Origin of the sequence: Longimicrobium sp. (assembly GCF_035474595.1) — a bacterium.
In the GTDB taxonomy this organism is placed as follows: domain Bacteria; phylum Gemmatimonadota; class Gemmatimonadetes; order Longimicrobiales; family Longimicrobiaceae; genus Longimicrobium.
The window spans coordinates 1-22,917 of record NZ_DATIND010000004.1 but is presented as its reverse complement, the minus strand read 5'-3'; the positions used below and the strand labels follow the sequence as shown (position 1 = coordinate 22,917).

Genomic DNA, 22,917 nt, shown 5'->3' with positions numbered 1-22,917 from the left:
CCATGCCCAGGGTCAGCATCCAGCAGTTCCGCGCGTCGCTCGCCGGCCGCGGCGATGCGAACGCCGACGTGCGGGCGTACCGCGAGCTCGGCCGCCGCCCCGCCGTCGCGGCGGAAGCGGGCTTCGCCGCGTGGGGCGACTGGGCCGCGCCGCCCAGCCGCGGCGCGTGACCTCGGCTCCGCCGGTGCGCGTCTCGGCGCCGGCGGAGCATCCGAATCCCATCCTTTCAGCGGGGCCGGCGATGAGCACCGATGCGATGCGGCGGTACGTGGGCGGCGCGCTCCTCCGGCGCGCCGACGAGCAGCAGTGGGACGCCATGCGCGTGCTGGCCGGGCTGGCGGGCGGGATCAGCGCCGCCGGGCCGTCGGAGCTGGCGGTGCGGGCGTGCCGCGCGGCTGGGGGCGCGGACGAGGCGGCGTTCCCCGCGGCCGCGTCGCTGCACGCGCTGCACGCCGCCATCCACCTGGTCGACGACCTGATCGACGGCGAGGAGCGCTCGGTGGTGGACATGCCGCCCGGGCTGCGCGCCAACCTCGCGCTGGCCCTGCAGTGCATGGCGGTGGAGATGCTGGACGAAGCGCCGGCGGCGATCCGCGCGCCGCTGATGCGCGCCGTGGCCGCCGCCGGGCGGGAAACGTCGCGCGGGCAGGAGATGGACGCCGCGGGCGCGGAGGACGAGGACGCGTACTGGCGGATCGTGGAGGCGAAGACGCCGCCGCTCTTCACCGCCGCGCTGCGGATGGGTGCCCTGAGCGGCGGCGCGGCGCCGGAAGATGCGGAGGCGCTCGCGGCGGCCGGCATCCCGCTCGGCATCCTGGTGCAGCTCGGCGACGACCTGGGCGACGTGATGGGCGCGGAGATCCACCCCGACTGGCAGCGGCCGGGCGACAACGTGGCGCTGCGCTTCGCGCTGGAGGCCGACCACCCGGACCGCGAGCACTTCCACGCGCTGGTGCCACGCGTCGCCACCGACCCGGCCGCGCACGCGATTGCCAGGGAGATCCTGGTGCGCTCCGGCGCCTTCGCCTTCTGCGTGCACCACATGCGCATCGCGGCGGAGCACGCGCGGCGCGGCGTCCTGGCCGCCGCGCTGCCCGACCCCGCGCCGGTGCTGGAGATGATCGACCGCCTGGCCGCCCCCGTCACCGACCTCCTCGCCCAGGTCGGCGTGGACGAGCACGACCTCGAGCCCGCGCTGGTGTGAACGCGCGGGCTATCAAGACTAAATGGGAATGGTCGTGCCGAACGATCGGCACCCCCCGAGCCCTCATCCTCCCCTGGACTCACGCGGAGACGCGGAGGCGCGGAGATGCTTGCCCTGCTCCTCCGCGTCTCCGCGTCTCCGCGTGAGATCCCGCGATGCCGGGCTCGCGCCGCAGAGGTGAATCGTCGCCGAATCTACATCCGCATCTTCCAAATCTATTTCAGACACAATATAGATTGAGGAGGCCCGGCCATGCCGGCCGGCGAACCCCTCCTCAGGAGCAGGAAGATGCGAATCAGCGCGCGGATTCTCCTCGCGGCCACGGCCCTGCTGGCGGCGGCGTGCAGCAACGACACCCGGCAGGTGCTCGCCCCCGACGCGCCGGCGCGGTCGACGTGGACCCGCACCTACTACGTCACCGCGATGACGTACGTCGGCACGCACCCGTTCAACGCGGTCCCGGCCTCGTACTCCGCCGGGTACGTGAAGGTGGAGCTGGTGCCCGACAACCCGGCGATGGGCGCTTACGAGCTGGGCCGCGTGGACGCGAGCGGCGACCCCGCGTCGTTCTACAAGCCGGCGGACAACTCGGTGCGCCTCACCGCCGTTTCCACCCTCTCCAACTGCTCGTTCTGGGGTTGGGCGTTCGGCACCTCCACGTCCACCAGCACCACCGCCACCTCGATCAACATGGACGACTACCGGCCCTACTACCAGGTCACCGGCAAGTTCCTCTGCAGCTGATACGATCCGGAAGAAGATCGGATGGGTTTGCCCGGCGGACTTCGGTGCATCCGACCGACTCACGTGCTGCCGCGCCCACAGATCCTTCGGCCCGCAAGATCTTGTGCTGCTGCGAGTTGCGGCGTGACCGGCCTCAGGATGACGTCGGCTGGGGACCGGTGATCGGGGGAGACGGGCGGCAGAACCCCATCTTTCCGGGATGATCCGGACGCCGAAACGCCGCGGCTCTCCCGATGGCGGGGGAGCCGCGGCGTTCGTGTGCATCGTGTCGGGAAACCAGAGCCGGCGAAGGGACTCGAACCCATAACCTGCTGATTACAAATCAGCTGCTCTGCCAATTGAGCTACGCCGGCGCGGGGCCCGGAAACGTAGGCAGAAGGCGGGCTTGGGTCAAGTCTGCGCCTCAATCGGCCGAGGTCGTCCGCAGCGCGATCACGCGGTCCGACACCACCCGCGCGCCCCCCGCCGTGCGCAGCGTGGCCACGCCCGGGACGAGGTAGACGACCGCCGCCGCGCCCGGGCCCGCGACGTCCACCATGGTGCGCCCGCCCTGCACCACCGTCACCCGCGCGCCGCCCGCGGGGAGCGCGACCTCCACGCGGTGCACCTGCGCCGACGCGAGGCCCAGCCGCACGAAGGCGTCGCCCGCCTGCCCCGAGTCCATGCGCATCGCGGAGCGCCCATGCCGCAGGATGGCGGTGCCCAGCTCGCGCGCCAGGTCCAGGAATTCGCGGTCGCCGCTCACCACGTACGCGTCCACCAGGATCTGCAGGAAGATGGTCTGCGAGGGGTCCAGCCCGCGCGACTGCACCATTCGCCCGTTCTCCACCATCTCCGGGGCCAGGCCGTCGCGCCCCATCGCCCGCAGCCCGCGCCACGCCGTCTTCAGCCGCGCCAGGTAGCGCGCGTCGCGCGTCGCCCGGTAGCCGTCCACCAGCACCGCGAGCGTGTTGTACTTCCCGTCCCCGTACAGCGTGGTCACCGCCGGGGTGCCGTTGGGGTACAGCTTCCGCGCGAAGTGGCCCGGCCGCGCCAGCCATCCCCCGGTCATCCACGCCTCCGTGTCGCCCAGCGCCCAGGCGCGCAGCCCCGCGTCGCCGTTGCGGCGGGCGATGGCGTAGACGCGCTGGGTGAGGTAGAGCAGGTCGGTGTCGCACTTGCCGTTGTCCACCGGCACGCGGGCAGTGATGGTGAAGTCGCCGCACACCAGCGTGGTGCCGGGCCCGCGCATCCCGCGCACCCAGGCCAGCTTTCCCATCGCCCAGCGCGCGTACCTGGGGTCGCCCGTGGCCTCGGAGAGCGCCTCCATCCCGTCCAGCGCCGCGGCCAGCTTGGCCGTGTAGACGCGCGGGATCTCCGGCCGCCCGGTGGACGCGACGGCCCACCCGTACACGCCGCCGCCCGGGCGGTCGAAGGAGCGCAGCGTGGCGTCGCCCATCGCGCGGGCGCGGCGCTGAATGTCGGTGTCGCGGGGGAACCAGCGCACGAAGCGCATGGCCGCGTCGATCATCTGCACCGGCTGGCGGCCGCCTGTCTGCGTGCCGTCCTCCAGCCGCGTGTCGTAGGCGAAGGGCACCAGCCCCGTCCCCGCCGCCGCGCCGAAGAAGCTCGTCGCGAAGCCGCGCATCATCCGGTCGGCGCCCTCGTGCTGCATCGCCTGGAAGACGGGGGGAACGAAGGCGTCCACCGCGCCGCGCAGCATGTACTCGCCGGGGCCCGCCGTCTTCTCCCAGTACTCCGCGGAGAGGCGGTATCCCGCTTCCAGGAAGGGATCGCCCGCGGCGAAGTAGCGCGCCGTCACCCCGTCCGCACGGCGCACGGTGGAGAACGCGCCCGCAGTGCCCGCCGCGCGCTGCTGGCTGTTCCCGCACGCCGCAAACGCCACGACGGCGGCGGCGGTGAGGCAGATCGTCTTCATTCCGTCTCCTGAATCAGCTCATTCCAACATCGCCAAGCTGCCATCGGCCGAGGATGGCGATGGTGCCGCCGAGTGAAACACGAAAATGCCACTGAAGTGGCGGCTACAACGGCACGCAGTCCGCCTTCGCGGACTTCCGGTGCGGTCCACACCTCCCTCGCGGGCATCACGTCCCCAATGGCAGCGAAGCCGCCCCGTGCGGCGGGCGGCTTCGCGAACGATCGGGACGGGGAAGGCGCGGCGCTCAGCCCGTCACGCTCCACCGTGCGCCCTGCGCCGTGTCCTCCACCGTCACCCCGCGCGCCGACAATTCCGCGCGGATCGCGTCCGCCGTGGCGAAGTCCCGCGACTTCCGCGCCGCCTGCCGCGCGGCGATGCGCTCCTCCACCCACGCCGCGAGATCCCCGTCCACCTCCGCCTCGCGCTCGGCCAGCGCCAGGAAGCCGAATACGCCGTCGATGCGCTCGAACGCGTCCAGCGCCGCCTGCTTCTCGGCAGACGAGATGGGCTTCGCGCCCAGCGTTTCCAGCCGCTGGTTCACCCCGCTGGCGAGGCGATGCAGCTCGGAAAGCGCCACGCTGGTGTTCAGGTCCGCGTCCATGGCCCCGGTGAAGCCGGCCAGCACCTCGTCGGCCAGCGGGTGCAGCACCGGCTCGTCGGCCGGGTCGGGGTCGCGCGCCTCGGGATGCCCGCGCAGCCGCGTGCGCGTGCCGCGGATGCGCCGCACCGCCTCGTTCGCGCTCTCCAGCGCCGCGAAGGTGAAGTTCAGCTTGCTGCGGTAGTGCGCGGTCAGGAACAGGTAGCGGATGGCCGACGGCTTCACCCCGCGCTCCACCAGGTCCTGGAGGTTGAAGATGTTGCCGGTGCTCTTGGCCATCTTGTCGCCCTCCAGGAGCAGGAACTCGCCGTGCAGCCAGTAGCGCACGAACGGCTTTCCCGTGGCCCCCTCGCTCTGGGCGATCTCGTCCTCGTGGTGCGGAAAGACCAGGTCCACCCCGCCCAGGTGGATGTCGAAGGTCTCGCCCAGCTCGTCCATGGCCATGGCCGAGCACTCGATGTGCCACCCCGGGCGCCCGGGCCCCCAGGGCGTGTCCCACACCGCGCCCACCTGCTCGTCCTCGGGCTTCGCGCCCTTCCACAGCACGAAGTCGCGCACGTCGTCGCGGTCGTACTCGTCGGCCGCCACCCGCTCGCCGCGCCGCCCGGCCGAGACGTCGACCTTGCTCAGCTTGCCGTAGCCGGGGAACTCGGAGATGTCGAAGTAGACCGAGCCGTCGGCCTCGTACGCCATCCCGCGCTTCTCCAGGCGGCGGATGATGTCCACCATCTGCGGCACGTAGTGCGTGGCGCGCGGATGCGCGTCGGCGTGGCGGATCCCCAGCCGGTCGAAATCGCGAAAGAGCGAGTCGATGAACGGCTGCGTGTAGGCGTCCAGCTTCACCCCGTCGCGGAGGGCGCCGCGGATGGTCTTGTCGTCCACGTCGGTCAGGTTCATCACGAACCGGACCTGCAGCCCGCGGAACTCCAGGAAGCGCCGGAGCGTGTCGGCGAAGAAGAAGGTGCGCAGGTTGCCGATGTGCGGCGCCGCGTAGACGGTGGGGCCGCAGCAGTACACCCCCGCCCGGCCTTCGGCCAGGGGGACGAACTCCTCTTCCCTGCGGGTCAGCGTGTTGTAGAAGCGGATCGGCATCGGTCCGGTCGTTTCCTTTCGAACTCGGGCTGGATGAAGGAGCGGCCCCGCCCGCGCCGGGTGCGCGGGACGGCAGATCGGGGTCAACCGCGGGCCGCCCTACATCGCCGGCTATGCCTCGTCATCTTCCACCGCCGAATCGTGGGCCTGCGCCGCCGCGGCCGCGGCCTCGGCGGCATCCACGTCGCCCGCCTCGTCGTCGCCCGCCCCGCCGACGTCGATCCGCGCCGTCTGCGGGGGCGGGCCGCCGCCGTCCCACACCAGCTTCTGGTGGGGGAAGGGAATCTCGATCTCCTCGCGGTCGAAGCGGCGCTTCAGCCGGCGCCGGAGCTCGCGCGCCACGTCCCACTGCTTCAGCGGAAGCGTCTTGGCCATCAGCCGGATGGTGACGGAGCTCTCGCCGAAGCTCTCGATCCCCGGCACCTCCACCGCGTCCACCAGCAGCGGCCGCCACTCGGGGTCGTCCCACAGCTCGCGCCCCACGTCGCGCATCACCGCGATCACCCGGTCCACGTCCTCCTTGTAGGCCACGCCCACGTCGAGCACGACCCGCGACCAGGTGCGGGTGAGGTTGCTGACCTTCTTGATCTCGCCGTTGGGAACGATGTGCACCACGCCGTGGACGTCGCGGAGAACGACCACGCGCAGCGTCATCCGCTCCACCGCGCCGGAAACGCCCTCGATGCGCACCACGTCGCCCACCCCGAACTGGTTCTCGATCAGGATGAACAGGCCGCTGATCACGTCCTTCACCAGCGACTGCGCGCCGAACGAGACGGCCAGGCCGACGACGCCGGCGCCGGCCAGCAGCGGGCCGAGATCGAGGCCGATGGCCGAGAGCAGCATGAACAGGAAGATCACGAAGATGATCACCCGTCCCACGCTGCGCAGCAGCGACACCAGCGTGCGCGTGCGCTGCTCGCTTACGGTGAGCGCGCCCGGCTGCGGCTTGCCCAGCTTGCGCTCGATGCGGCGCAGCACGATGCGCAGCGTCCACCACAGCACGAACGCGACCAGCACCGCCCCCGCCACCCGCAGCGCCGACGACAGCAGGATGTCGGGGTGCAGCAGGTCGCGCAGGGTGGTGGGCTCGCGGCTGGTGACCGCGCGCACCTTGGCCAGGATGGAGTCTGCCTTCTGGAGCATCGGTGCCGGTTCGGTTTCCGCCGCGCCGCGAAAGGTCAGGCGCCGCTCGCGGGATTCTGCCCGCGGGCGGGGGGCGTGTCAAGCGGAAACGGTGCGTGAGTGCGGAAGTGCGTGAGTGCGGAAGTACGAACGGCGTTCCGGTAGATGGGGATCAAACGCGAGCGGGCGGGCCCGCTGCCGGGCCCGCCCGTGGTGACGGCCGTCCGGAGACGGCGGTCAGCGCAGCACGCGCAGCTCGCGCACCCTCCAGGCGCCGCCCTCCCAGACTGCGCCCACGTACACGCTCTGGGTCTCGCTGTCGCTCACGCCGCGCGGGCGCGAGGTCCAGCTCAGCTCGCCGAAGCCGGAGAGCGGCTGCCCGCCCGCGATCGTCACCTGCGTCGGGCGGACGGAGACGGTGCTGCGGTCGCGGAAGAGCTCGCGCAGCGCGGCGGCCACGTGGCGCGCCTCCACGGCGCCGGCCTGTCCGTTCCCCAGGTCCAGCACGATGCGCCCGTCCGCCGGCGCCAGCCCGGTGATCCCGCCCGCGTCGCCCGCCGCCCACATCCGCGCGACGGAGGCAACGAAGCCCTCCAGCGGTGCGGTCCGCTGCGCCACCAGCGCGCGCGGCGCCAGCAACGCCAGGGTACAGAGCAGGATCGGGAGAAGGCGGTTTCGCATCGGGAAGGGTTGAAGCGCGTGAGTGATCGTCCAGGCGGTGTAACCCACAGCCCCATCAAGCGTTCCCTCGCGCATCCTCACCCGGATCCAAGCTCGCCAACCGGTCTCGCATCAGTCTCTGTCCACTGCCGGGATGCCGCAGCCGCAGTCCCGGAGGGACTTTGTGCTGTTGTTGCCCGCCAATTCATTGGCGGGGGCGAATCTATCCCCCGCGCACCAGCTCCAGCACATCCTCCTGCCGGTGCAGCAGCACGTCCGGGCGCTCGGCGAGCAGCGACTCGCGCGGGAACGGGCCCCACAGCGCGGCGGCGGTGCGCGTTCCCGCCGCGCGGCCGGAGGCCATGTCGTGCGGCGAATCCCCCACGAACAGCGCCTCGCCCGCCGCGACGCCCAGCCGCTCCAGCGCGGCCAAGACGGGCTCCGGGTGCGGCTTGGCGTTGCCCACGTCCTCGGGGGTGACGATCACGTCGAAGTGCTCGGTGATCCCGCAGAGCCCCATCCCCCGCAGCGTGCTGCGCCGGTGCTTGCTGGTGACGATGGCCAGGGCGATGCCGCGCCGCGCCAGCTCGGCCACCGTCTCCGCCGCGCCGGGGAACGGGCGCAGCAGCTCGTCGTGGATCGAGTCCTGGTAGGCGCGGTAGGTATCCAGCATCGCGCGGCTCTCGTCATCGGAGCGCGCGAACCGGGCGATCTGCACGTCCAGCGGCGTGCCGAAGCCGGCCAGCCACTCTTCGTCCGGTGGGCACTGGCCCAGGTGCGTGGCCATGGTGTGGCGGTAGCAGCGCATGATCAGGTCGGTGCTGTCCGCCAGCGTCCCGTCGAAGTCGTACAGCACCGCGCGGATGCCGTCGGGATAGTTCGTCATCAACTGCAAGGTGCGAAAGTGCGTGAGTGCGAAAGTGCGTGAGTGCGTGAGTGCGCCGGGCCAAATTCCTCGCACCGATGACGAGGCGTGCTGGAAGTCCGCGAAGGCGGACTGCGTGCCGTTGTAGCCGCCACTTCAGTGGCATTTTCCCCTCACAAATGCACGACTGCACGGATGCACGGCTGCGAATGCACGAATGCACGAATGCACGAGCGCGTGCATGCGTCGAGGCTGAAACTGCGTGCATGGGCCAAGCAGAAAACGATGAAGCGCCTCGCACGGCATCGATCGACGCGCGGCGCTTCGCATCTCCCAATGGCGAGCAGGGCCGGTCAGGCGCCGCTCTCGTCCCCTGTCCCCTGTCCCCTGTCCCCTGTCCCCTGCGGTTCCGTCGCCTGCGGTTCCGTCGCCTGCGGTTCCATCGCCTGCTTCTCCCCGCTCCGCCACCGCCGCCCCACCGAGTGCTCGATCTCCAGGTGGTCCAGCACGCGCGCGACCACGAACTCCACCAGGTCGTCGATGGTGCGCGGGCGATGGTAGAAGCCGGGCGCGGCGGGCATCACCACGGCGCCGGCGCGGGTCAGGCGCGTCATGTTCTCCAGGTGCACCAGCGACAGCGGCGTCTCGCGCGTGACCAGGAGCAGCGGGCGGCGCTCCTTCAGCGCCACGTCGGCGGCGCGCTCCACCAGGTTGCGCGAGGTGCCGGCCGCGATCGACGCGAGCGTCCCCATCGAACACGGACAGACCACCATCCCCCGCGACGGCGCGGAGCCGGAGGCGGGCGTGGCGCCGCGGTCCAGCGCGTCGTACAGCTCCACCCGGCTCCAGTCGCCGGTGGCCGCCTTCAGCGCGTCCACCCCGTCGATCCCCGTCTCCTCGGCCAGCAGCCGCCAGCCGTAGCTGGAAACGATGAGCCGCAGCGGCGTGCCCGTGTCGTTCAGCGCGCGCAACAGCCGCACCGCGTACGGCGCCCCCGACGCGCCGGTGATCCCCAGCGTGACCGGCGCGCCGGCGGCCGATCTCACCCGAACACCCGCTCGGCCAGCACGATCAGGAAGAACACCACCGAGATGGCGCCGTTCACGTTGAAGAACGCCGCGTCGATGCGAGAGAAGTCGTCCCTGCGCACCAGGCTCTGCTCGTACACCAGCATCACCGCGATCACCGCCACGCCGAAGAAGTAGAGGATGCCCAGGTCGCCGTCCAGGAACCCCAGCGCGGCGAAGCAGGCGGCGCTCAGGAAGTGGAGCGCGCGCGACACCGCCAGCGCGCCGCCCGCGCCCAGCGCCGCGGGCACGGAGTGCAGCCCCTCGCCCCGGTCGAACTCCATGTCCTGCAGCGAATAGAGGATGTCGAACCCGGCCACCCAGCACAGCACCGCCCCCGCCAGCGCCAGCAGCGCCCCCGCCGGCCGGCTCCACTGCCCCGCCACGGCCAGATAGGCGCCCACCGGGGCGATGGCGAGCGCGAAGCCCAACACCAGGTGCGCCCAGCGGGTGAAGCGCTTGGTGTACGAGTAGAAGAACACCCACCCCAGCGCGAACGGCGCCAGGATCAGGCAGATCCGGTTCAGCAGCGCCGCGCACAGGATGAAGACGAGGCTGGCGATGACGACCGACGCCGTGGCCTGCGGCACCGACAGCTTCCCCGCGGGGATCTCGCGCATGCGCGTCCGCGGGTTCTTCGCGTCGATCGACCGGTCCACGATGCGGTTGAAGCCCATGGCCGCGAACCGGGCGGCGGTGAACGCCGTCAGGATCAGCAGCACGTCCTTCAGCGTGAGGGCGCTGTGATAGCTGGCCAGCGTGGCCCCCACCAGCGCGAACGGCATGGCAAAGAGCGTGTGCGGCAGCTTCACCAGGTTCACGTAGTCCACCAGCCGCCCGCGCCCGGCGATGTGCTGGCCCTCGAGAATTCGCTCACTCACGTTGTTTTCCCTCCAGCCACGCAGCGTCCATCAGGTCCTTTGGGCGACCCGAAGCCTTCTTGTTGATCAACAGGTGCCGCCGGCTGATCACCGGAACCGTGACACCGAACAGGTCGTGGTACTCCCGCTCGCTCCAGGCTTCTTCGAACGAAACACCGTCGATCGAGGTCAGAATGTCGATCCGGACTGGCGCGACACCTACCTGATAGAAGAAGCCCGGGCGCGACAGTTCCTCGGGCGTGACGTTGTCGACCGGTGCGCCAAACCGTGCCAACGCGTGCCATACTTTCTCCGCATTCGCCGCGTCCGGCCGCACCCACAGGTCGATGTCACCCGTCGCACGAGGATACTGGTGCACGGCAATCGCGAATGCGCCCACCAAGAGGTAGTCAACCTCCGCGGCTGACAACTCGGCCAATATGTCTTTGTAGTGTGGAATCAACATCGAGTCCTCCCATGAAGGCCCAGGTTGTACGCGTGATCTCCCACACCATCCCTACACGCTCCTCGGCGGTGAGATGCGCGTAAGGGTTGGGCTCCGCGTCTCCGATCTTCCCCTTCCGCACCGGCCACTTCGCACGCTCTGCGCGGTAGCTCATTCCGGCCTCCTCACTCCAGCGGTTCGATGCCCAGGCGGGTCCAGAGCTGGTCGACCTTGGCCTTCACGTCGGCGGACATCTCGATCATGTCGGGCCAGGGGCGGACGAAGCCCTCCTCCGGCCACTTGCGCGTGCCGTCGATCCCCATCTTGCTGCCGAAGGCGGGGAGCTGCGACGAATGGTCCAGGTCGTCCACCGGCCCGCGGGTGAAGCGCACGTCGCGCTCGGGATCGATGTTCCCCAGCGTATACCACCACGCCTCGAAGGGGTTCTGCACGTCGATCCCCTCGTCCACCACCACGATCACCTTGGCCAGCGACATCAGCCCCATCCCCCACAGCCCGTTCATCACCTTGAACGCGTGCCCCGGGTACTCCTTGCGGATGGAGACGAACACCAGGTTGTGGAACACCCCCTCGGGCGGCATGTGGTAGTCCACGATCTCGGGGATCGTGAGCCTGGCCAGCGGGAGGAAGATGCGCTCCGTCGCCCCCCCGAGGTACACGTCCTCCACCGGCGGCCGGCCGACCAGCGTGGCCGGATACACCGGGTCCTCCCGCATGGTCACGGTGGTGACGTGGAAGGTGGGATACGGATCCTCGAGCGTGTAGAACCCCGTGTGGTCGCCGAAGGGGCCCTCGATCGCCATCTCCTCGTCGGTGTCGACGTACCCCTCCAGCACGATCTCCGCCTCGGCGGGGATGGTGAGGTCGGCGGTCAGCGCCTTCGCGGTGTAGACGGGCTCGCGGCGCAGGAAGCCGCCGAACAGGTACTCGTCGATCCCCGGGGGGAGCGGCGCGCTGGGCGTGTACATCGTGGCCGGGTCGCCGCCGATGGCCACGACGACGGGCATCTTCCCCCCACGCTTCTTCTTCCACGCGCGGTAGTGCGAGGCGCCGCCCTTGTGCCGCTGCCAGTGCATCCCCGTGGAATCCGGCCCGAACACCTGCATGCGGTACATGCCGATGTTCTGCACCCCAGTCTCGGGGTCGGCCGTCACCACCATCGGCAGGGTGATGAACGCGCCGCCGTCCTTCGGCCACGTCTTCAGCACCGGCAGCCGCGTGAGGTCGAACTCGCCCTCGCGCAGCACCACCTGCTGGCACGGGGGACGCCCCCCCTTGTACGGCCGCGGCGGCACCTTGGCGAGCTCGGCCAGCTTCGGCAGCAGCTGCACCTTGCCCCACAGCCCCTTGGGGATCTCGGGCTTGATGAGCTCGGCGATGCGGGTGGCGTGCTCCTCCACGCTTTGCACCCCCAGCGCCTCGGCCATGCGCCGCCAGCTGCCGAAGATGTTGATGGCCACGGGGATGTCGCTCTCGGTGCCGTCCATCAGCACCGGGCGCTCGAAGAGGAGCGCGGGGCCGCCGCCGGGAAGCTTCATGGTGCGGTCGGCGATCTCCGCCATCTCCAGGTCCACCGAGACGGGGTGACGCACCCGCACGAGCTGGCCCGTGCGGTCCAGGTGGCGGAGAAACTCGCGGAGGTTCTGGAATGCCATCTATCTGCCGATCTGAAAAGATCTCGATTCGTTCACGCCGAGCCGGCGGAGCGATCCCTCACCCTCCCGCCCTCACCCGGCTCGCTGAGGCTCGCCACCCTCTCCCGACAGCAGGAGAGGGTCGGCGCGGGGATGCATCCTCGCGATCCCAAAGCTCGGAAGCGACCTGACCTCTCCAACCGCCCGGATGCGGAGGCCGCAGTCCCGCAGGGACTTCGTGCGGTTGTTGCCCCCGAATTCCATTCGGGGATAGAGCGGCGCCCAGAGGTGAGCTGCCTACCCCCGCGCCACCGTCCCCGCCACCAGCATCAGCAGCCCGTACGACAGGTACATCACCCCGCCGATGATCAGCGCGCGCTTGGCGATGCGCATCTGGTGCAGGCCGATGTCGTCGAAGAAGCCCTCGGGCTTCCAGAGCGCGCCGGGGTTCACCGGCGCGCCCTCCACCTTGTGCCGCGTCCACGCGCGGATCTGCAGCAGCGCCGAGGCCACGCAGCAGGCGATGAACGAGAAGAAGAGGAGGGTGCCGAAGGTCGCCAGGAACTTGCTCACGACTTCGCCCCCCAGTGCAGCGCCGCGATCCCGCCCGACAGCGTCTTCCACCCCACCCCGGCGAACCCCGCGCGGCGCATCTTCTCCGCCAGCTCCGCCGGCTCGGGAAACTGCCGGACGGACTCGGGGAGATAGGTGTACGCGGTGTTGTGCCTGGAGATCATCCGCCCGACCAGCGGCAGCACCCGGAGGAAGTAGCCCAGGTACAGCGCGCGGAACGGCTGCCACGACGGCGTGGTGAACTCCAGGATGACGAGCCGCGCGCGGGGCTTCAGCACCCGCGCCATCTCCCTCAAACCGGCATCGAGATCCGCGAGGTTGCGCACCCCGAAGCCGACGGTGGCCCCGTCGAACGCCGCGTCGCCGAAGGGAAGCGTGAGGGCGTCGGCGCAGGCGGGCTCGATGGAGAGCTTCTCCAGCTTCGGCGTCCCCCGCTCCAGCATGGCGAAGGTGAAGTCGCTCCCCACCACGCGGCCGCGGAAGCCGTCGCGGCGGGCGAGCTCCACGGCCAGGTCCAGCGTTCCCGCGCAGTTGTCCAGGTAGGTGCCGGCGGGCGCGCGCTCCCAGCCCAGCCGGTCCACGGCGCGGCGGCGCCAGACGCGGTCGACGTTGGCCGAGAGCAGGTGGTTCAGCAGGTCGTATCGCGGCGCGATGGACGAGAACATCCGGCGCACGGCGGCGGCCTTCTCTTCCCGCGCCGGCAGCACCGCGGGGTGCGCGGATGGGGTCGGCATGTCGTAAATCCGTCTCTCCCTGTAGAATACGAGGCCGGGAAAACTACCGGTCCACCCACCCGCGAGCAAGGCTTGCCCACGGTTTGAAACTCCGCGCGGGCACCCGCCGTACCAGTGCCCTGACGGGTTGGGAACCTTGCCTCATGGCACTTCGGAATTGAACGCGACGTCGCTCATCACCGACCACGATCTCGTCGTCCGCGCCCAGAAGGGGAGCGAGAAGGCGTATCGAGAGCTCCTGGACCGCTACCAGCGTCCGGTGTTCTCGCTCATCTACCGCATGGTCCGCGACCGCGAGCAGGCGGAGGACCTGGGGCAGGAGACGTTCGTCCGTGTGTTCAACAACATCGACCGGTACGACCCGGCCTACAAGTTCTCCAGCTGGATCTTCAAGATCGCCACGAACCTGACGATCGACTTCATCCGGCGTAAGGAGATCCAGACGGTTTCCATCGACGGCTCGCGGTATGCCACGAGCGCCGAGGACATCGAGGCCAGCACCATCACGGTGGAGTCGGACGACGAGAACCCCGAGGAGCTGCTCGAGGCGCGCGAGCTGGGCGCCGAGATCGAGCAGGCCATCGGCAGGCTCCGCCCCGAGTACCGCCAGGCCATCGTCCTGCGCCACATCGAGGACCTGCCCTACGAGGAGATCGCGCAGATCATGGCGCTCCCGCTGGGCACCGTGAAGACGTACATCCACCGCGGGCGCAAGGAACTGCAGGAGATGCTGGCGCATACCCGAGTATGAAGAAAGTGCCTAGTGCCTAGTGCCCAGTGCCGAGTGCCAGGTGGGTTCGGCGCGGGAATCAGGACATGGTGCGCGGAACCAGGCACTCAGCACTCAGCACTCAGCACTCAGCACTCAGCACTTAAGAGGACTTCGTTCAGTCCTGAAGTATCGTTGAAACCCGCGGAGCGCGAGCGACGTAGAGAGCCACGAGCAACGAGAGCCGGACGAGGAACACCGTGACGAACGAAACCACACATCTGCCGCCCTGGACGCTCGAGGAGCTCGCCGAGGACACCCTCTCCCACTCGGAGAAGGGCCTGGCGATGGAGCACGTGCGCCACTGCGCGCAGTGCGCCGCCGAGGTGGACGCGCACCGCGCGCTCTTCCGGTCGCTGGCCCAGCTCCCCTCGTGGGAGCCGTCGCCCGGCTTTGCCGACGCGGTGATGACGCGCGTGCTGCTGCCGGCCGCGGCCCCCGAGGCGGTGCTGCGCCGGCGCTGGCTGCCCAGAACGGTGAAGGGGTGGATGATGTCGGGAGCCGGCGTGCTGGCCCCGCTCCTTCCGCTTCTGGCGCTGTTCGGCTGGCTGGCGGGCAGGGGGATGAGCCCGGGGGCGCTGTTCGGGCTGGGCCGCCACTGGGTGGCCGACGCGGTGTGGTCGGCGGTGGTCCGCGTGACCGAGGCGGTGGTGCGGAGCGGGGTGTGGGAGTGGCTGGTGACCACCGGGAACGACCTGGTGGGCGGCACCCGCGGGCTTTCCGCGGCGGCCGTGGTGTTCGCGATCGCGATCCCGCTCTCGGGCTGGATGGTGGTACGTCTTCTGAAGACCCCGATGGGGGGAATGACCCATGCGCACTGAGATTCTGAAGCTTTCCGCGCTGGCGCTGGCGTTCGCGTCGGCCCCCGCGCTCCGGGCGCAGGGTGCCCCGCCCGCGCCGCCGGCTCCGGCCGGCGCCCCGGCGGCCGACGTGGCCGCGGCGCCGCAGGTGCTGGCGCCCGCGCCCCTGCCGGCCGAGCCCGCCGTTCCGCAGCCGGAAGGAAGCCGCATCGCCTTCAACGGGCTGACCGTGCCCGCCGGCAAGGTGGTGGACGGCGACGTGGTGGCGCCCTTCGGCGACGTCCGCGTGGAGGGCGAGGTGATGGGCGACGTGACCGTCGGCCGCGGCAACCTGGTGCTGGCGCACGGCGCCGTGATCCACGGCGACGCGGTGGTGAACGGCGGCGGCAAGCTGTTCAACGAGGGTGGCCGCGTGTTCGGCGAGATGCGGGTGAACAGCAGCGACGACGACGGCGCGGGCCGCGCGGCCCCGGCGGACGAGGGACGCGGGCGCGGGCGCCGCGAGGCCGCCGAGGCCATGCGCATGCGCCACGGCTGGTGGGGCTCCATGACCGAGGGCTTCGAGGGGCTGGTCTCGGCGCTCACGCTGGGGCTGATCCTCTGCGGGATCGGCGCGGCGCTGGTCTTCTACGCGCTGCCGCAGCTGGAGCGGGTGAGCCACACGGTGCGCCGCGACGCCGGCCGCTCGTTCGGCATCGGCATCGCCGCCAACTTCCTCACGCTCCCGGCCTTCATCATCGGCATCGTGGTCCTGGCCGTCACCTTAATCGGCATCCCCCTGCTCCTGCTGTACATCCCGCTCTTCGGGGTGGCGCTGGCGGCGGCGGGCGGGCTGGGCGTCCTGGGCGTGGCCCACGCGCTGGGCGAGCGCACGGCCGAGCAGGGCGGCAGCTTCGCCTCCATGCGCCGCAACGCCTACACCTACGTGTTCACCGGCGTGGGCGTGCTGGTGGCGCCGCAGATCCTGGGCAACCTGCTGAAGCTCACCGGCTTCCTGGGGTGGCTGGGGATGATCGTGAACGGCTTCGGGTACATGGTGCTGTGGCTGGCCGCGACGATCGGCTTCGGCGCGGTGGTGCTCACCCGCGCCGGGACGCGCGCCGGGTGGCCGTGGAAGCCGCGCCCGGCCGCGTACGACCCGATCTTCGACGAGGAGCCGGCGTTCGACCGGAGCGGCGCCGGTGTCTGACCTCTTCCCGCCCCGCGTCCGCGGCGCCCTTGCCGTGGCCGCGCTGGCGACGGTGGCGGCGGCCTGCGGCCACGACGCCGAGGCGCGCCCCTCCGCGCGGATGCGCGGGATGACCAGCGCGCGCCAGGTGGCCGGCGAGAAGCAGCTGGCGGTGCAGGTGCAGTACGGCGCCGGGCGGCTGCGCGTCTCCCCCGCCGAGGGCGGCCTTCTCTACCGGCTGGACCTGCGCTACGACGAGGCGCAGTTCCGCCCCGTGGCCGAATACGACCGCGAGGCGGGGCGCCTGCGGCTGGGCGTGGAGGGGCGCGACGGGCACGGCGGGTCGATGGACTCGGACCAGGCGCACGCCACGGTGGAATTGTCGCCCGAGGTGCCGATGGACCTGTCGCTGCAGTTCGGCGCGGGCGAGGCGAACGTGGACCTGGGCGGGATGTCGCTGCGCGACGTGAGCGTGCAGACGGGCGCCAGCCAGACCAGCATCACCTTCGCCCAACCCAACCGGATCACGGCGCGGCGGGTGCGGGTGCAGGCGGGCGCGGCCGAGCTGCGGGTGAGCGGGCTGGGGAACGCGCGGGCGCAGCGGTTCGAGTTCGAGGGCGGGATGGGGCAGGCCACGCTGGACTTCGGCGGTGCCTGGAACCAGAACGCCACCGCGTCCGTACGGATGGGCGTGGGCGCGGTGCGGCTGCGGCTGCCGCGCTCGCTGGGGGTGAAGGTGACCAAGGACTCGTTCCTCACCTCCTTCGACCCCACGGGAATGGTGAAGCGGGGCGATGCGTGGTTCTCGAACGGCTACGAGTCGTCGCAGTTCAAGCTGGACCTGTCGATCAACGCCGCGGTGGGGTCGATCGACATCGACTGGATCGACTGAAGCTTTCTTCTCGCGTGCTGCAACGGAGCGAACGATGATCGGCGCGCTTTTCGGAGTGGTTCTGCTGATGGTGGCGGTGGTGGTGCTGGGCGTGGTGGCGATCGCCGCGCTGGGGCTGGTGATCGGGCTCGCGGCCGCGCTGGTGGCGCTGGCCTTCAAGGCGATCCCCTTCCTGCTCGTCGGCTGGCTGGCGGTGAAGCTCATCAAGCGGGCCGAGCGCCCGCGGGGGATCCTCTCCTCCTCCGACCGGGTGTGGCTGGACTCGCCCAGCTACTGATCCTCATCGGCGGATAAAGACAGACGAGCGGGTGGCGATGCGAATCGCCACCCGCTCTTCGATTCTCCAGCCATCGTGGGATCTCACGCGGAGGCGCGGAGGAGTTCTCTGCGTCTCGCGTGATTCCCGGCTCTGGCAGTCACCTGTGTATTAAAAACGCACAGAGAGACGTCATCCTGAGGCCGGCCGCACCGTCGTTGCCCTCGCACGAGCGGTTGCAGGCCGAAGGATCTATACGCGAGGTCGCACGTGCGCTACCGGATTGCACGATCGATTCCCGAACCCCGGGATCAGTGCGGCCCGTCGAGTCACGTGCTGCCGCAGCGATAGATCCTTCGGCCTGCAACCGACCGTGCAGCCGCTGATGACAGTCTGGCCGGCCTCAGGATGACGTCAGGCCGGGCGGCGCGGAAGCACAGACCCATTTTCCGGATCTGGTATCAGACCGCGGCGGGGACGCCGGCCTCCACGATCTCGGCGACGCGGTCGGCCACGGCGCGGAGCGCCTCGGCGGCGGGGGCGTGGGGGTCGGAGACGAGGATGGGGATGCCCGCGTCGCCGCCCTCGCGGACGGACACCTCGATGGGCACCTCGCCCAGCAGCTCCAGCCCGGTCTGCATGGCCAGCCGCTGGCCGCCCGCGCGCCCGAAGATCTCGTAGCGCTCGCCGCAGCAGGGGCAGATGAAGCCGGCCATGTTCTCCACGATCCCCAGCACCGGCGTCTTCACCTTCTCGAACATCTTGATCCCCCGCAGCACGTCGCCCGTGGCCACGTCCTGCGGCGTGGTCACCATCACCACCCCGTCCAGACGGATGGTCTGGACCAGGGAGAGCTGGGCGTCGCCCGTTCCCGGCGGCATGTCGACCACCAGCCAGTCCAGCTCGCCCCACTCCACCTGCTCCAGGAACTGCTTCAGGATGCCGGAGATCATGGGGCCGCGCATGATGGCGGCCTGCGCGGGCTCCAGCAGGAAGCCCAGGCTCATCAGCCGCACGCCGTGCTGCTCCAGCGGCTCGATCTTCTCGCTCCCCTTCTCGCCCACCACCGCCGGGCGCCGGTGCTCGCCGAACATGGTGGGGATGTTGGGGCCGTACACGTCGGCGTCCAGCACGCCCACGCGCCGCCCCGCCTGCGCCAGGGCGACCGCGAGATTCGTGGCCACCGTGCTCTTCCCCACCCCGCCCTTGCCGGAGCTGACCGCCACGATGTGCTTCACGCCCATCAGCAAGCCGGGCTTGGGCGTGGGCGCGGGAACGCTGCCGGCCTTCAGCGCCTCCTTCTTCGTCTGCGGGCGGCCCACGGAGGGAAGGGTGATGTCGATCTTCACCTTGCCCACGCCCTCCACGCTCTCGGCGGCGGCGCGGGCGTAGCGCACCAGCGTGCCGGGGTCGTCGGCCTGCAGGAGGAAGCGGAAGCGGACGGTGCCGTCTTCCAGCACGTCGAGCTCGCGGACGCGGCCGGAGGAGACCACGTCGTCACCGGTCACGGGGTGGGTCACCTGCGTGAGGGCCGCGGCCACGCGCCGCAGGACCTGGTCACGCTGATCGTTCGTCATCACTTAGGTACGAGAGTACGAGAGTACGGAAGTACGCTGCTTCACCGCGACGGATACACCGGCGCGCGGACATCGGTCGGGATGCGGGAAGGATACACGAAAGCCGGCGCCCGTGCGAGGACGCCGGCTTCGGATGGATCTCACGCGGAGACGCGGAGGAGGTCCGGCGCGGGAAGAGGCTCGAGACGCGGAGGAGGTGAGATCCTCGGCCTCGAGCTCCCGCGTCAGCTCCCTTCCGGCGGCTGCCAGAGCTCGATGCGGTTGCCTTCCGGGTCCATCACCCAGCCGAAGCGCCCGTATTCCGAGTCGTCGACCTTCTCGTCCACCGCCACGCCCGCCGCGCGGAGCTGCGCGAGCATCGCGTCCAGGTCGCGCACCCGGTAGTTCAGCATGAACGGCGCGGTGGACGGCGCGAAATGCTTCGTGTCCGCGGAGAACAGCGACCACGCCGTCGTCCCCGACGGCGCGTCGTCCGAGCCCGCGCCCCAGCGGAACGCGGCCCCGCCCCACGGCTGCACGTCGATGCCGAGGTGGCGCGCGTACCACTCGCCCAGCGCCTTCGGGTCGGCCGACTTGAAGAAGATCCCGCCGATCCCCGTCACCTTCTCCATCGCACACCTCCCGGGCGGGTGAGAACCGAAGTGCGGAAGTGCATTGTCACGCGCGGATCCAGCGCACTTCCGCACTTACAAAAAGCGCCCGGCGAGCACATCGGCTCGCGCGGGCGCTGCTGCTGCGTGGACGAGACCGGCGGCATCAGGCCACCGCCAGCACCTCGCGCACCTCGGGGATGGCGGACTTGATGCGCCGCTCGATCCCCTGCTTCACCGTCATCGTGCTGATGGGGCAGGCGCTGCACGCGCCCACCAGCCGCAGCTGCACCACGCCGTCGTCGAACCCCACGACCTCAACGTCGCCGCCGTCCTCGCGCAGCGCGGGACGGATGGTGTCGAGGGTGTCTTCGATCTGTTCGACGATGCTCATGCAGTGGCCGCGCGGAAGTTTGGAAGCTCCTGCCAAACCGGAATTTACCGCTCCGGACCGCGCGGGTCAAGCTGCATGGAGTGCGCGCCGTTCCAGCCGCGCCCGCCCTGCACACGCAGTTTGTCACATGGACGGCGTTACGGCTGGCGTATCGGGACCCATCCTTTTACCGTTGCTCATCCCGTCATTTGTTTCTCCCACCCTGCCGGACTGAAATCCAGTCCGGCGCACCACGCGTTCCCCACCGGAGGCAAGCCCGATGCGCTTCACCCGCCCCATTCTGCTGCTGTCCACGCTCGCCGTTGCCATCGGAGGCTGCTCCGACGCGCCCACAGCCAGCCGCGCCACGCCGGCCGCCCCGGCGCACAGCCTTTCCCCGCCCTGCACGGGGCAGATCTCGTCCGTGGTGCTCGTGGGTCCGTCGTCCATCGACGAGCGGGCGTCGCAGTACCAGACCATCTACATGGCCGAGGTCGAGGATCCCGAGCACTGCGGCGTGGACCTGTCCACCCACACCGTCACGTGGACGTCGTCGAACCCGTTCGTGGGCACCATCGTCTCCACCCAGCCCGGCGGCTACTCCATCCACGTCGCGTGGTACTCGGCCGGGACGACCGTGCTGACGCTGAAGGTGGACCAGTACGTCCGCCAGATGACCGTCACCGTACGCACGCCCCCCACGCTGTCCCAGCTGGTGGTCACGCCGGCGACCGCCACGGTGGCGGCCGGCGGGAGCGTGACCTTCACCGCCCGGGGGGTGGACCAGTACGGCAACGACTATCCGCTCAGCATGCTGGGCTGGGGCACCTCCAACTCCTCGATCGCCACGATCAGCTCCTCCGGCGTGGCCACGGCCGCCAATGCCCGCGGCACCGTGACGGTCGACGCCTACTCCGGCATTCTGGTGGCGCACGCCACGCTGAACGTGGTGCCGGGCATCACGCTCTCCGCTCCGCAGTACGTGTACGAGGGGCCCTACACCGTGAGCGCCGGCGTGCAGCCCGGCGGAACGTACTACTACGTCTGGTCGGAAAGCGTCTGCTCCACCGTCGATCCGTGCACCGATTACGAGGTGGTGGCGCAGGGCACCAACCTGACCTCGGTAGAGCGCAGCATGTCGCGCTACGACAACTACCGCGCCATCAAGCTGGAGATCCGCGACTCGGCCACCGGCCCGGCGCTCAACAGCGTCACCACGCTGGTCGGCGGCCCGGGCGAGCAGGAGTCGGGCGGCAACTCGTGCTTCCCCCAACTCGTGTGCAGCTGAGCGATATCCGCCTGTTCGACCGCCCCCCGGAGCCCGCGTGCTCCGGGGGGCGGTTTCGTTCCATGCCCGCGTGCCTCACGGCACCGCGCGGGTCCTCAGCCGCAGAGCAGGCAGGAGCAGTCGCTGTACTGGCAGGTGCCGGTGCAGGCCAGGTCCTCGGTGGGGCCGCACGGATCGTAGCTCGGGTCCTTGGGCCCGCAGATGCGGAAGCTGTCACATGCCGGCGTCCACCCGCGCCCTTCCACCGTCCCCGCCTCCGCCTTGGACTCGCTGGCCTCGAACGACTCCACTTCCAGCGCTTCGATCTCGAGCTTCAGCTTCTTCATCGTTCCCTCCGGGAGGTGTGGGTGGGTGCGGTCGGCGATCGAGAAAAGGATGTTCAGAAGATGGCGGAAGATGATTCCGGGCGGAAGGACGGCGTTGCCGGAACGCGGGGCACCGGGTGGCGAGGGGTTGACGCGCTCGGTAGTTTACGCGCCCCTGCAACCGAGCCTACAGGAGACGGGTGATGAATAGCATTCCGCAGGTGCCGCTGCCGCGCAACGAGCCGGTGCTGGGGTACGCCCCCGGGTCGCAGGAGCGCACGGAGCTGAAGGCCGCGCTGAAGGTGATGGCCGGCGAGCAGATCGAGATCCCGCTGATCATCGGCGGGCGCGAGGTGCGCACGGGGAACACGCACACCGCGGTGATGCCGCACGACCACGGCCACGTGCTGGCGACGTATCATCTCGCGGGCGAGGCCGAGGTGCGGCAGGCGGTGGACGCCGCCATGAAGGCGCAGCGCGAGTGGGCCGCCTGGCCGTGGGAGGACCGCCTGGCCGTTTTCCTCCGCGCCGCCGACCTGCTGGCCACCTCGTGGCGCCCGGTGATGAACGCCGCCACCATGCTGGGCCAGAGCAAGACCGCGCACCAGGCCGAGATCGACGCGGCCTGCGAGATGATCGACTTCTTTCGCTTCAACGCGGCCTTCGCGCAGAAGCTGTACACGGAGCAGCCGCAGTCTCCCCCGGGGCAGTGGAACCGGCTGGACCACCGCCCGCTGGAGGGCTTCGTCTACGCGGTGACGCCCTTCAACTTCACCTCCATCGCGGCCAACCTCCCCACCGCCCCGGCGCTCCTGGGGAACGTGGCCATATGGAAGCCGGCGGCGAGCGCGATGTACAGCGCCTACTACATCATGCGCCTGCTGGAGGAGGCAGGGCTCCCGCCCGGGGTGGTGAACCTGCTCCCCGGCGACCCGGTGATGATCAGCGACGTGCTCCTCAAGGACCGGGCGCTCGCCGGGATCCACTTCACCGGCTCCACCGCGGTGTTCCAGAACATCTGGAAGACGGTGGGGAACAACATCGGCGGCTACGCCGGCTATCCGCGGCTGGTGGGCGAGACGGGGGGCAAGGACTTCATCCTCGGGCACGCCAGCGCCGACCCGGTGGCGCTGGCCACGGCCATCGTGCGCGGCGGCTACGAGTACCAGGGGCAGAAGTGCAGCGCCGCGTCGCGCGTCTACATCTCCGACGATCGCTGGGAGGAGGTGCGGGACCGCGTGCTCGCCATGCTGGAGACGGTGCGGGTCGGAGACGTGCGGGATTTCCGCAACTTCATGGGCGCGGTGATCGACCGCGTCTCCTTCGACAGGATCACCGGCTACATCGAGCACGCCCGTG

At 70.3% G+C, this 22,917-nt stretch carries 25 protein-coding genes and 1 tRNA gene; 10 read left to right on the top strand and 16 right to left on the bottom strand.

What is annotated here, in order from left to right; genetic code table 11:
• Positions 1-2 precede the first annotated feature (2 nt).
• From VLK66_RS00805 to VLK66_RS00795, 3 genes are all read left to right on the top strand, one after another.
• The gene (locus VLK66_RS00805; RefSeq protein WP_325307085.1) at positions 3-170 is read left to right on the top strand and encodes a hypothetical protein; all 168 of its coding nucleotides are present in this window, start codon (positions 3-5) and stop codon (positions 168-170) included.
• A gap of 71 nt (positions 171-241) precedes the next feature.
• A complete protein-coding gene (locus VLK66_RS00800) occupies positions 242-1,204 on the top strand; it encodes a polyprenyl synthetase family protein (protein ID WP_325307084.1) in 963 nt (320 codons plus the stop codon).
• A 288-nt stretch (positions 1,205-1,492) separates the two neighbouring features.
• A complete protein-coding gene (locus VLK66_RS00795) occupies positions 1,493-1,948 on the top strand; it encodes a hypothetical protein (RefSeq protein ID WP_325307082.1) in 456 nt (151 codons plus the stop codon).
• A gap of 280 nt (positions 1,949-2,228) precedes the next feature.
• Here the strand turns inward: VLK66_RS00795 and VLK66_RS00790 are convergent.
• The 12 genes from VLK66_RS00790 to VLK66_RS00735 all read right to left on the bottom strand — a co-directional run bounded on the left by VLK66_RS00790 (position 2,229) and on the right by VLK66_RS00735 (position 13,540).
• Positions 2,229-2,301: transfer RNA gene (locus tag VLK66_RS00790), tRNA-Thr, on the bottom strand.
• A 50-nt stretch (positions 2,302-2,351) separates the two neighbouring features.
• A complete protein-coding gene (locus tag VLK66_RS00785) occupies positions 2,352-3,866 on the bottom strand; it encodes a hypothetical protein (RefSeq protein WP_325307080.1) in 1,515 nt (504 codons plus the stop codon).
• Between the two features lie 244 nt (positions 3,867-4,110).
• Entirely contained in the window at positions 4,111-5,556 is a 1,446-nt protein-coding gene (gene cysS, locus VLK66_RS00780) for a cysteine--tRNA ligase (protein WP_325307079.1), read from the bottom strand.
• A 111-nt stretch (positions 5,557-5,667) separates the two neighbouring features.
• Positions 5,668-6,702, bottom strand: a complete 1,035-nt coding sequence (locus tag VLK66_RS00775; RefSeq protein WP_325307078.1) for a mechanosensitive ion channel family protein — start codon at positions 6,700-6,702, stop codon at positions 5,668-5,670.
• 216 nt (positions 6,703-6,918) lie between these two features.
• Positions 6,919-7,362 (bottom strand): hypothetical protein, encoded by a 444-nt coding sequence (locus tag VLK66_RS00770; RefSeq protein WP_325307077.1) that lies wholly within the window; start codon positions 7,360-7,362, stop codon positions 6,919-6,921.
• 202 nt (positions 7,363-7,564) lie between these two features.
• The gene (locus VLK66_RS00765; RefSeq protein WP_325307075.1) at positions 7,565-8,227 is read right to left on the bottom strand and encodes an HAD-IA family hydrolase; all 663 of its coding nucleotides are present in this window, start codon (positions 8,225-8,227) and stop codon (positions 7,565-7,567) included.
• Positions 8,228-8,559: 332 nt separating this feature from the next.
• Complete coding sequence (locus tag VLK66_RS00760; RefSeq protein ID WP_325307074.1) at positions 8,560-9,252, bottom strand: flavin prenyltransferase UbiX; 693 nt, start codon at positions 9,250-9,252, stop codon at positions 8,560-8,562.
• On the bottom strand, positions 9,249-10,154 hold the full coding sequence (locus VLK66_RS00755; protein WP_325307073.1) for a UbiA-like polyprenyltransferase: 906 nt from the start codon (positions 10,152-10,154) through the stop codon (positions 9,249-9,251). Before VLK66_RS00755 ends, VLK66_RS00760 begins: the two co-directional genes overlap by 4 nt.
• A complete protein-coding gene (locus VLK66_RS00750; protein WP_325307072.1) occupies positions 10,147-10,599 on the bottom strand; it encodes a hypothetical protein in 453 nt (150 codons plus the stop codon). Before VLK66_RS00750 ends, VLK66_RS00755 begins: the two co-directional genes overlap by 8 nt.
• 164 nt (positions 10,600-10,763) lie before the next feature.
• Positions 10,764-12,254, bottom strand: coding sequence for a menaquinone biosynthesis decarboxylase (locus VLK66_RS00745; protein ID WP_325307070.1), 1,491 nt, complete (start codon positions 12,252-12,254; stop codon positions 10,764-10,766).
• Positions 12,255-12,530: 276 nt separating this feature from the next.
• Positions 12,531-12,806, bottom strand: coding sequence for a hypothetical protein (locus VLK66_RS00740; protein WP_325307068.1), 276 nt, complete (start codon positions 12,804-12,806; stop codon positions 12,531-12,533).
• The gene (locus VLK66_RS00735) at positions 12,803-13,540 is read right to left on the bottom strand and encodes a class I SAM-dependent methyltransferase (protein ID WP_325307067.1); all 738 of its coding nucleotides are present in this window, start codon (positions 13,538-13,540) and stop codon (positions 12,803-12,805) included. Before VLK66_RS00735 ends, VLK66_RS00740 begins: the two co-directional genes overlap by 4 nt.
• Positions 13,541-13,697: 157 nt before the next feature.
• On the opposite strand from VLK66_RS00735, the gene VLK66_RS00730 reads away from it, so the two are divergent.
• From VLK66_RS00730 to VLK66_RS00710, 5 genes are all read left to right on the top strand, one after another.
• Entirely contained in the window at positions 13,698-14,291 is a 594-nt protein-coding gene (locus VLK66_RS00730; protein ID WP_325307066.1) for a sigma-70 family RNA polymerase sigma factor, read from the top strand.
• 218 nt (positions 14,292-14,509) lie between these two features.
• Complete coding sequence (locus VLK66_RS00725) at positions 14,510-15,130, top strand: hypothetical protein (protein ID WP_325307065.1); 621 nt, start codon at positions 14,510-14,512, stop codon at positions 15,128-15,130.
• Complete coding sequence (locus VLK66_RS00720) at positions 15,120-16,298, top strand: polymer-forming cytoskeletal protein (protein ID WP_325307064.1); 1,179 nt, start codon at positions 15,120-15,122, stop codon at positions 16,296-16,298. Before VLK66_RS00725 ends, VLK66_RS00720 begins: the two co-directional genes overlap by 11 nt.
• Positions 16,291-17,169, top strand: coding sequence for a toast rack family protein (locus VLK66_RS00715; RefSeq protein WP_325307062.1), 879 nt, complete (start codon positions 16,291-16,293; stop codon positions 17,167-17,169). Before VLK66_RS00720 ends, VLK66_RS00715 begins: the two co-directional genes overlap by 8 nt.
• Before the next feature lie 34 nt (positions 17,170-17,203).
• Positions 17,204-17,446, top strand: coding sequence for a hypothetical protein (locus VLK66_RS00710; RefSeq protein ID WP_325307061.1), 243 nt, complete (start codon positions 17,204-17,206; stop codon positions 17,444-17,446).
• A 440-nt stretch (positions 17,447-17,886) separates the two neighbouring features.
• Here VLK66_RS00710 and VLK66_RS00705 read toward each other — a convergent pair whose 3' ends face one another.
• The 3 genes from VLK66_RS00705 to VLK66_RS00695 form a co-directional block, all read right to left on the bottom strand.
• Positions 17,887-19,002 (bottom strand): Mrp/NBP35 family ATP-binding protein, encoded by a 1,116-nt coding sequence (locus VLK66_RS00705; protein ID WP_325307060.1) that lies wholly within the window; start codon positions 19,000-19,002, stop codon positions 17,887-17,889.
• Positions 19,003-19,226: 224 nt separating this feature from the next.
• Complete coding sequence (locus VLK66_RS00700) at positions 19,227-19,613, bottom strand: VOC family protein (protein WP_325307058.1); 387 nt, start codon at positions 19,611-19,613, stop codon at positions 19,227-19,229.
• Positions 19,614-19,758: 145 nt separating this feature from the next.
• Positions 19,759-19,986, bottom strand: coding sequence for a NifU family protein (locus tag VLK66_RS00695; protein WP_414676442.1), 228 nt, complete (start codon positions 19,984-19,986; stop codon positions 19,759-19,761).
• A gap of 259 nt (positions 19,987-20,245) precedes the next feature.
• Between VLK66_RS00695 and VLK66_RS00690 the strand changes: the two genes are divergently transcribed.
• Complete coding sequence (locus VLK66_RS00690; protein ID WP_325307056.1) at positions 20,246-21,253, top strand: Ig-like domain-containing protein; 1,008 nt, start codon at positions 20,246-20,248, stop codon at positions 21,251-21,253.
• A gap of 95 nt (positions 21,254-21,348) precedes the next feature.
• On the opposite strand, the gene VLK66_RS00685 is transcribed toward VLK66_RS00690, so the two are convergent.
• The gene (locus VLK66_RS00685; RefSeq protein WP_325307055.1) at positions 21,349-21,579 is read right to left on the bottom strand and encodes a hypothetical protein; all 231 of its coding nucleotides are present in this window, start codon (positions 21,577-21,579) and stop codon (positions 21,349-21,351) included.
• Between the two features lie 182 nt (positions 21,580-21,761).
• On the opposite strand from VLK66_RS00685, the gene VLK66_RS00680 reads away from it, so the two are divergent.
• The coding region (locus VLK66_RS00680; protein ID WP_325307053.1) for an aldehyde dehydrogenase family protein at positions 21,762-22,917 on the top strand (1,156 nt) is incomplete at its 3' end.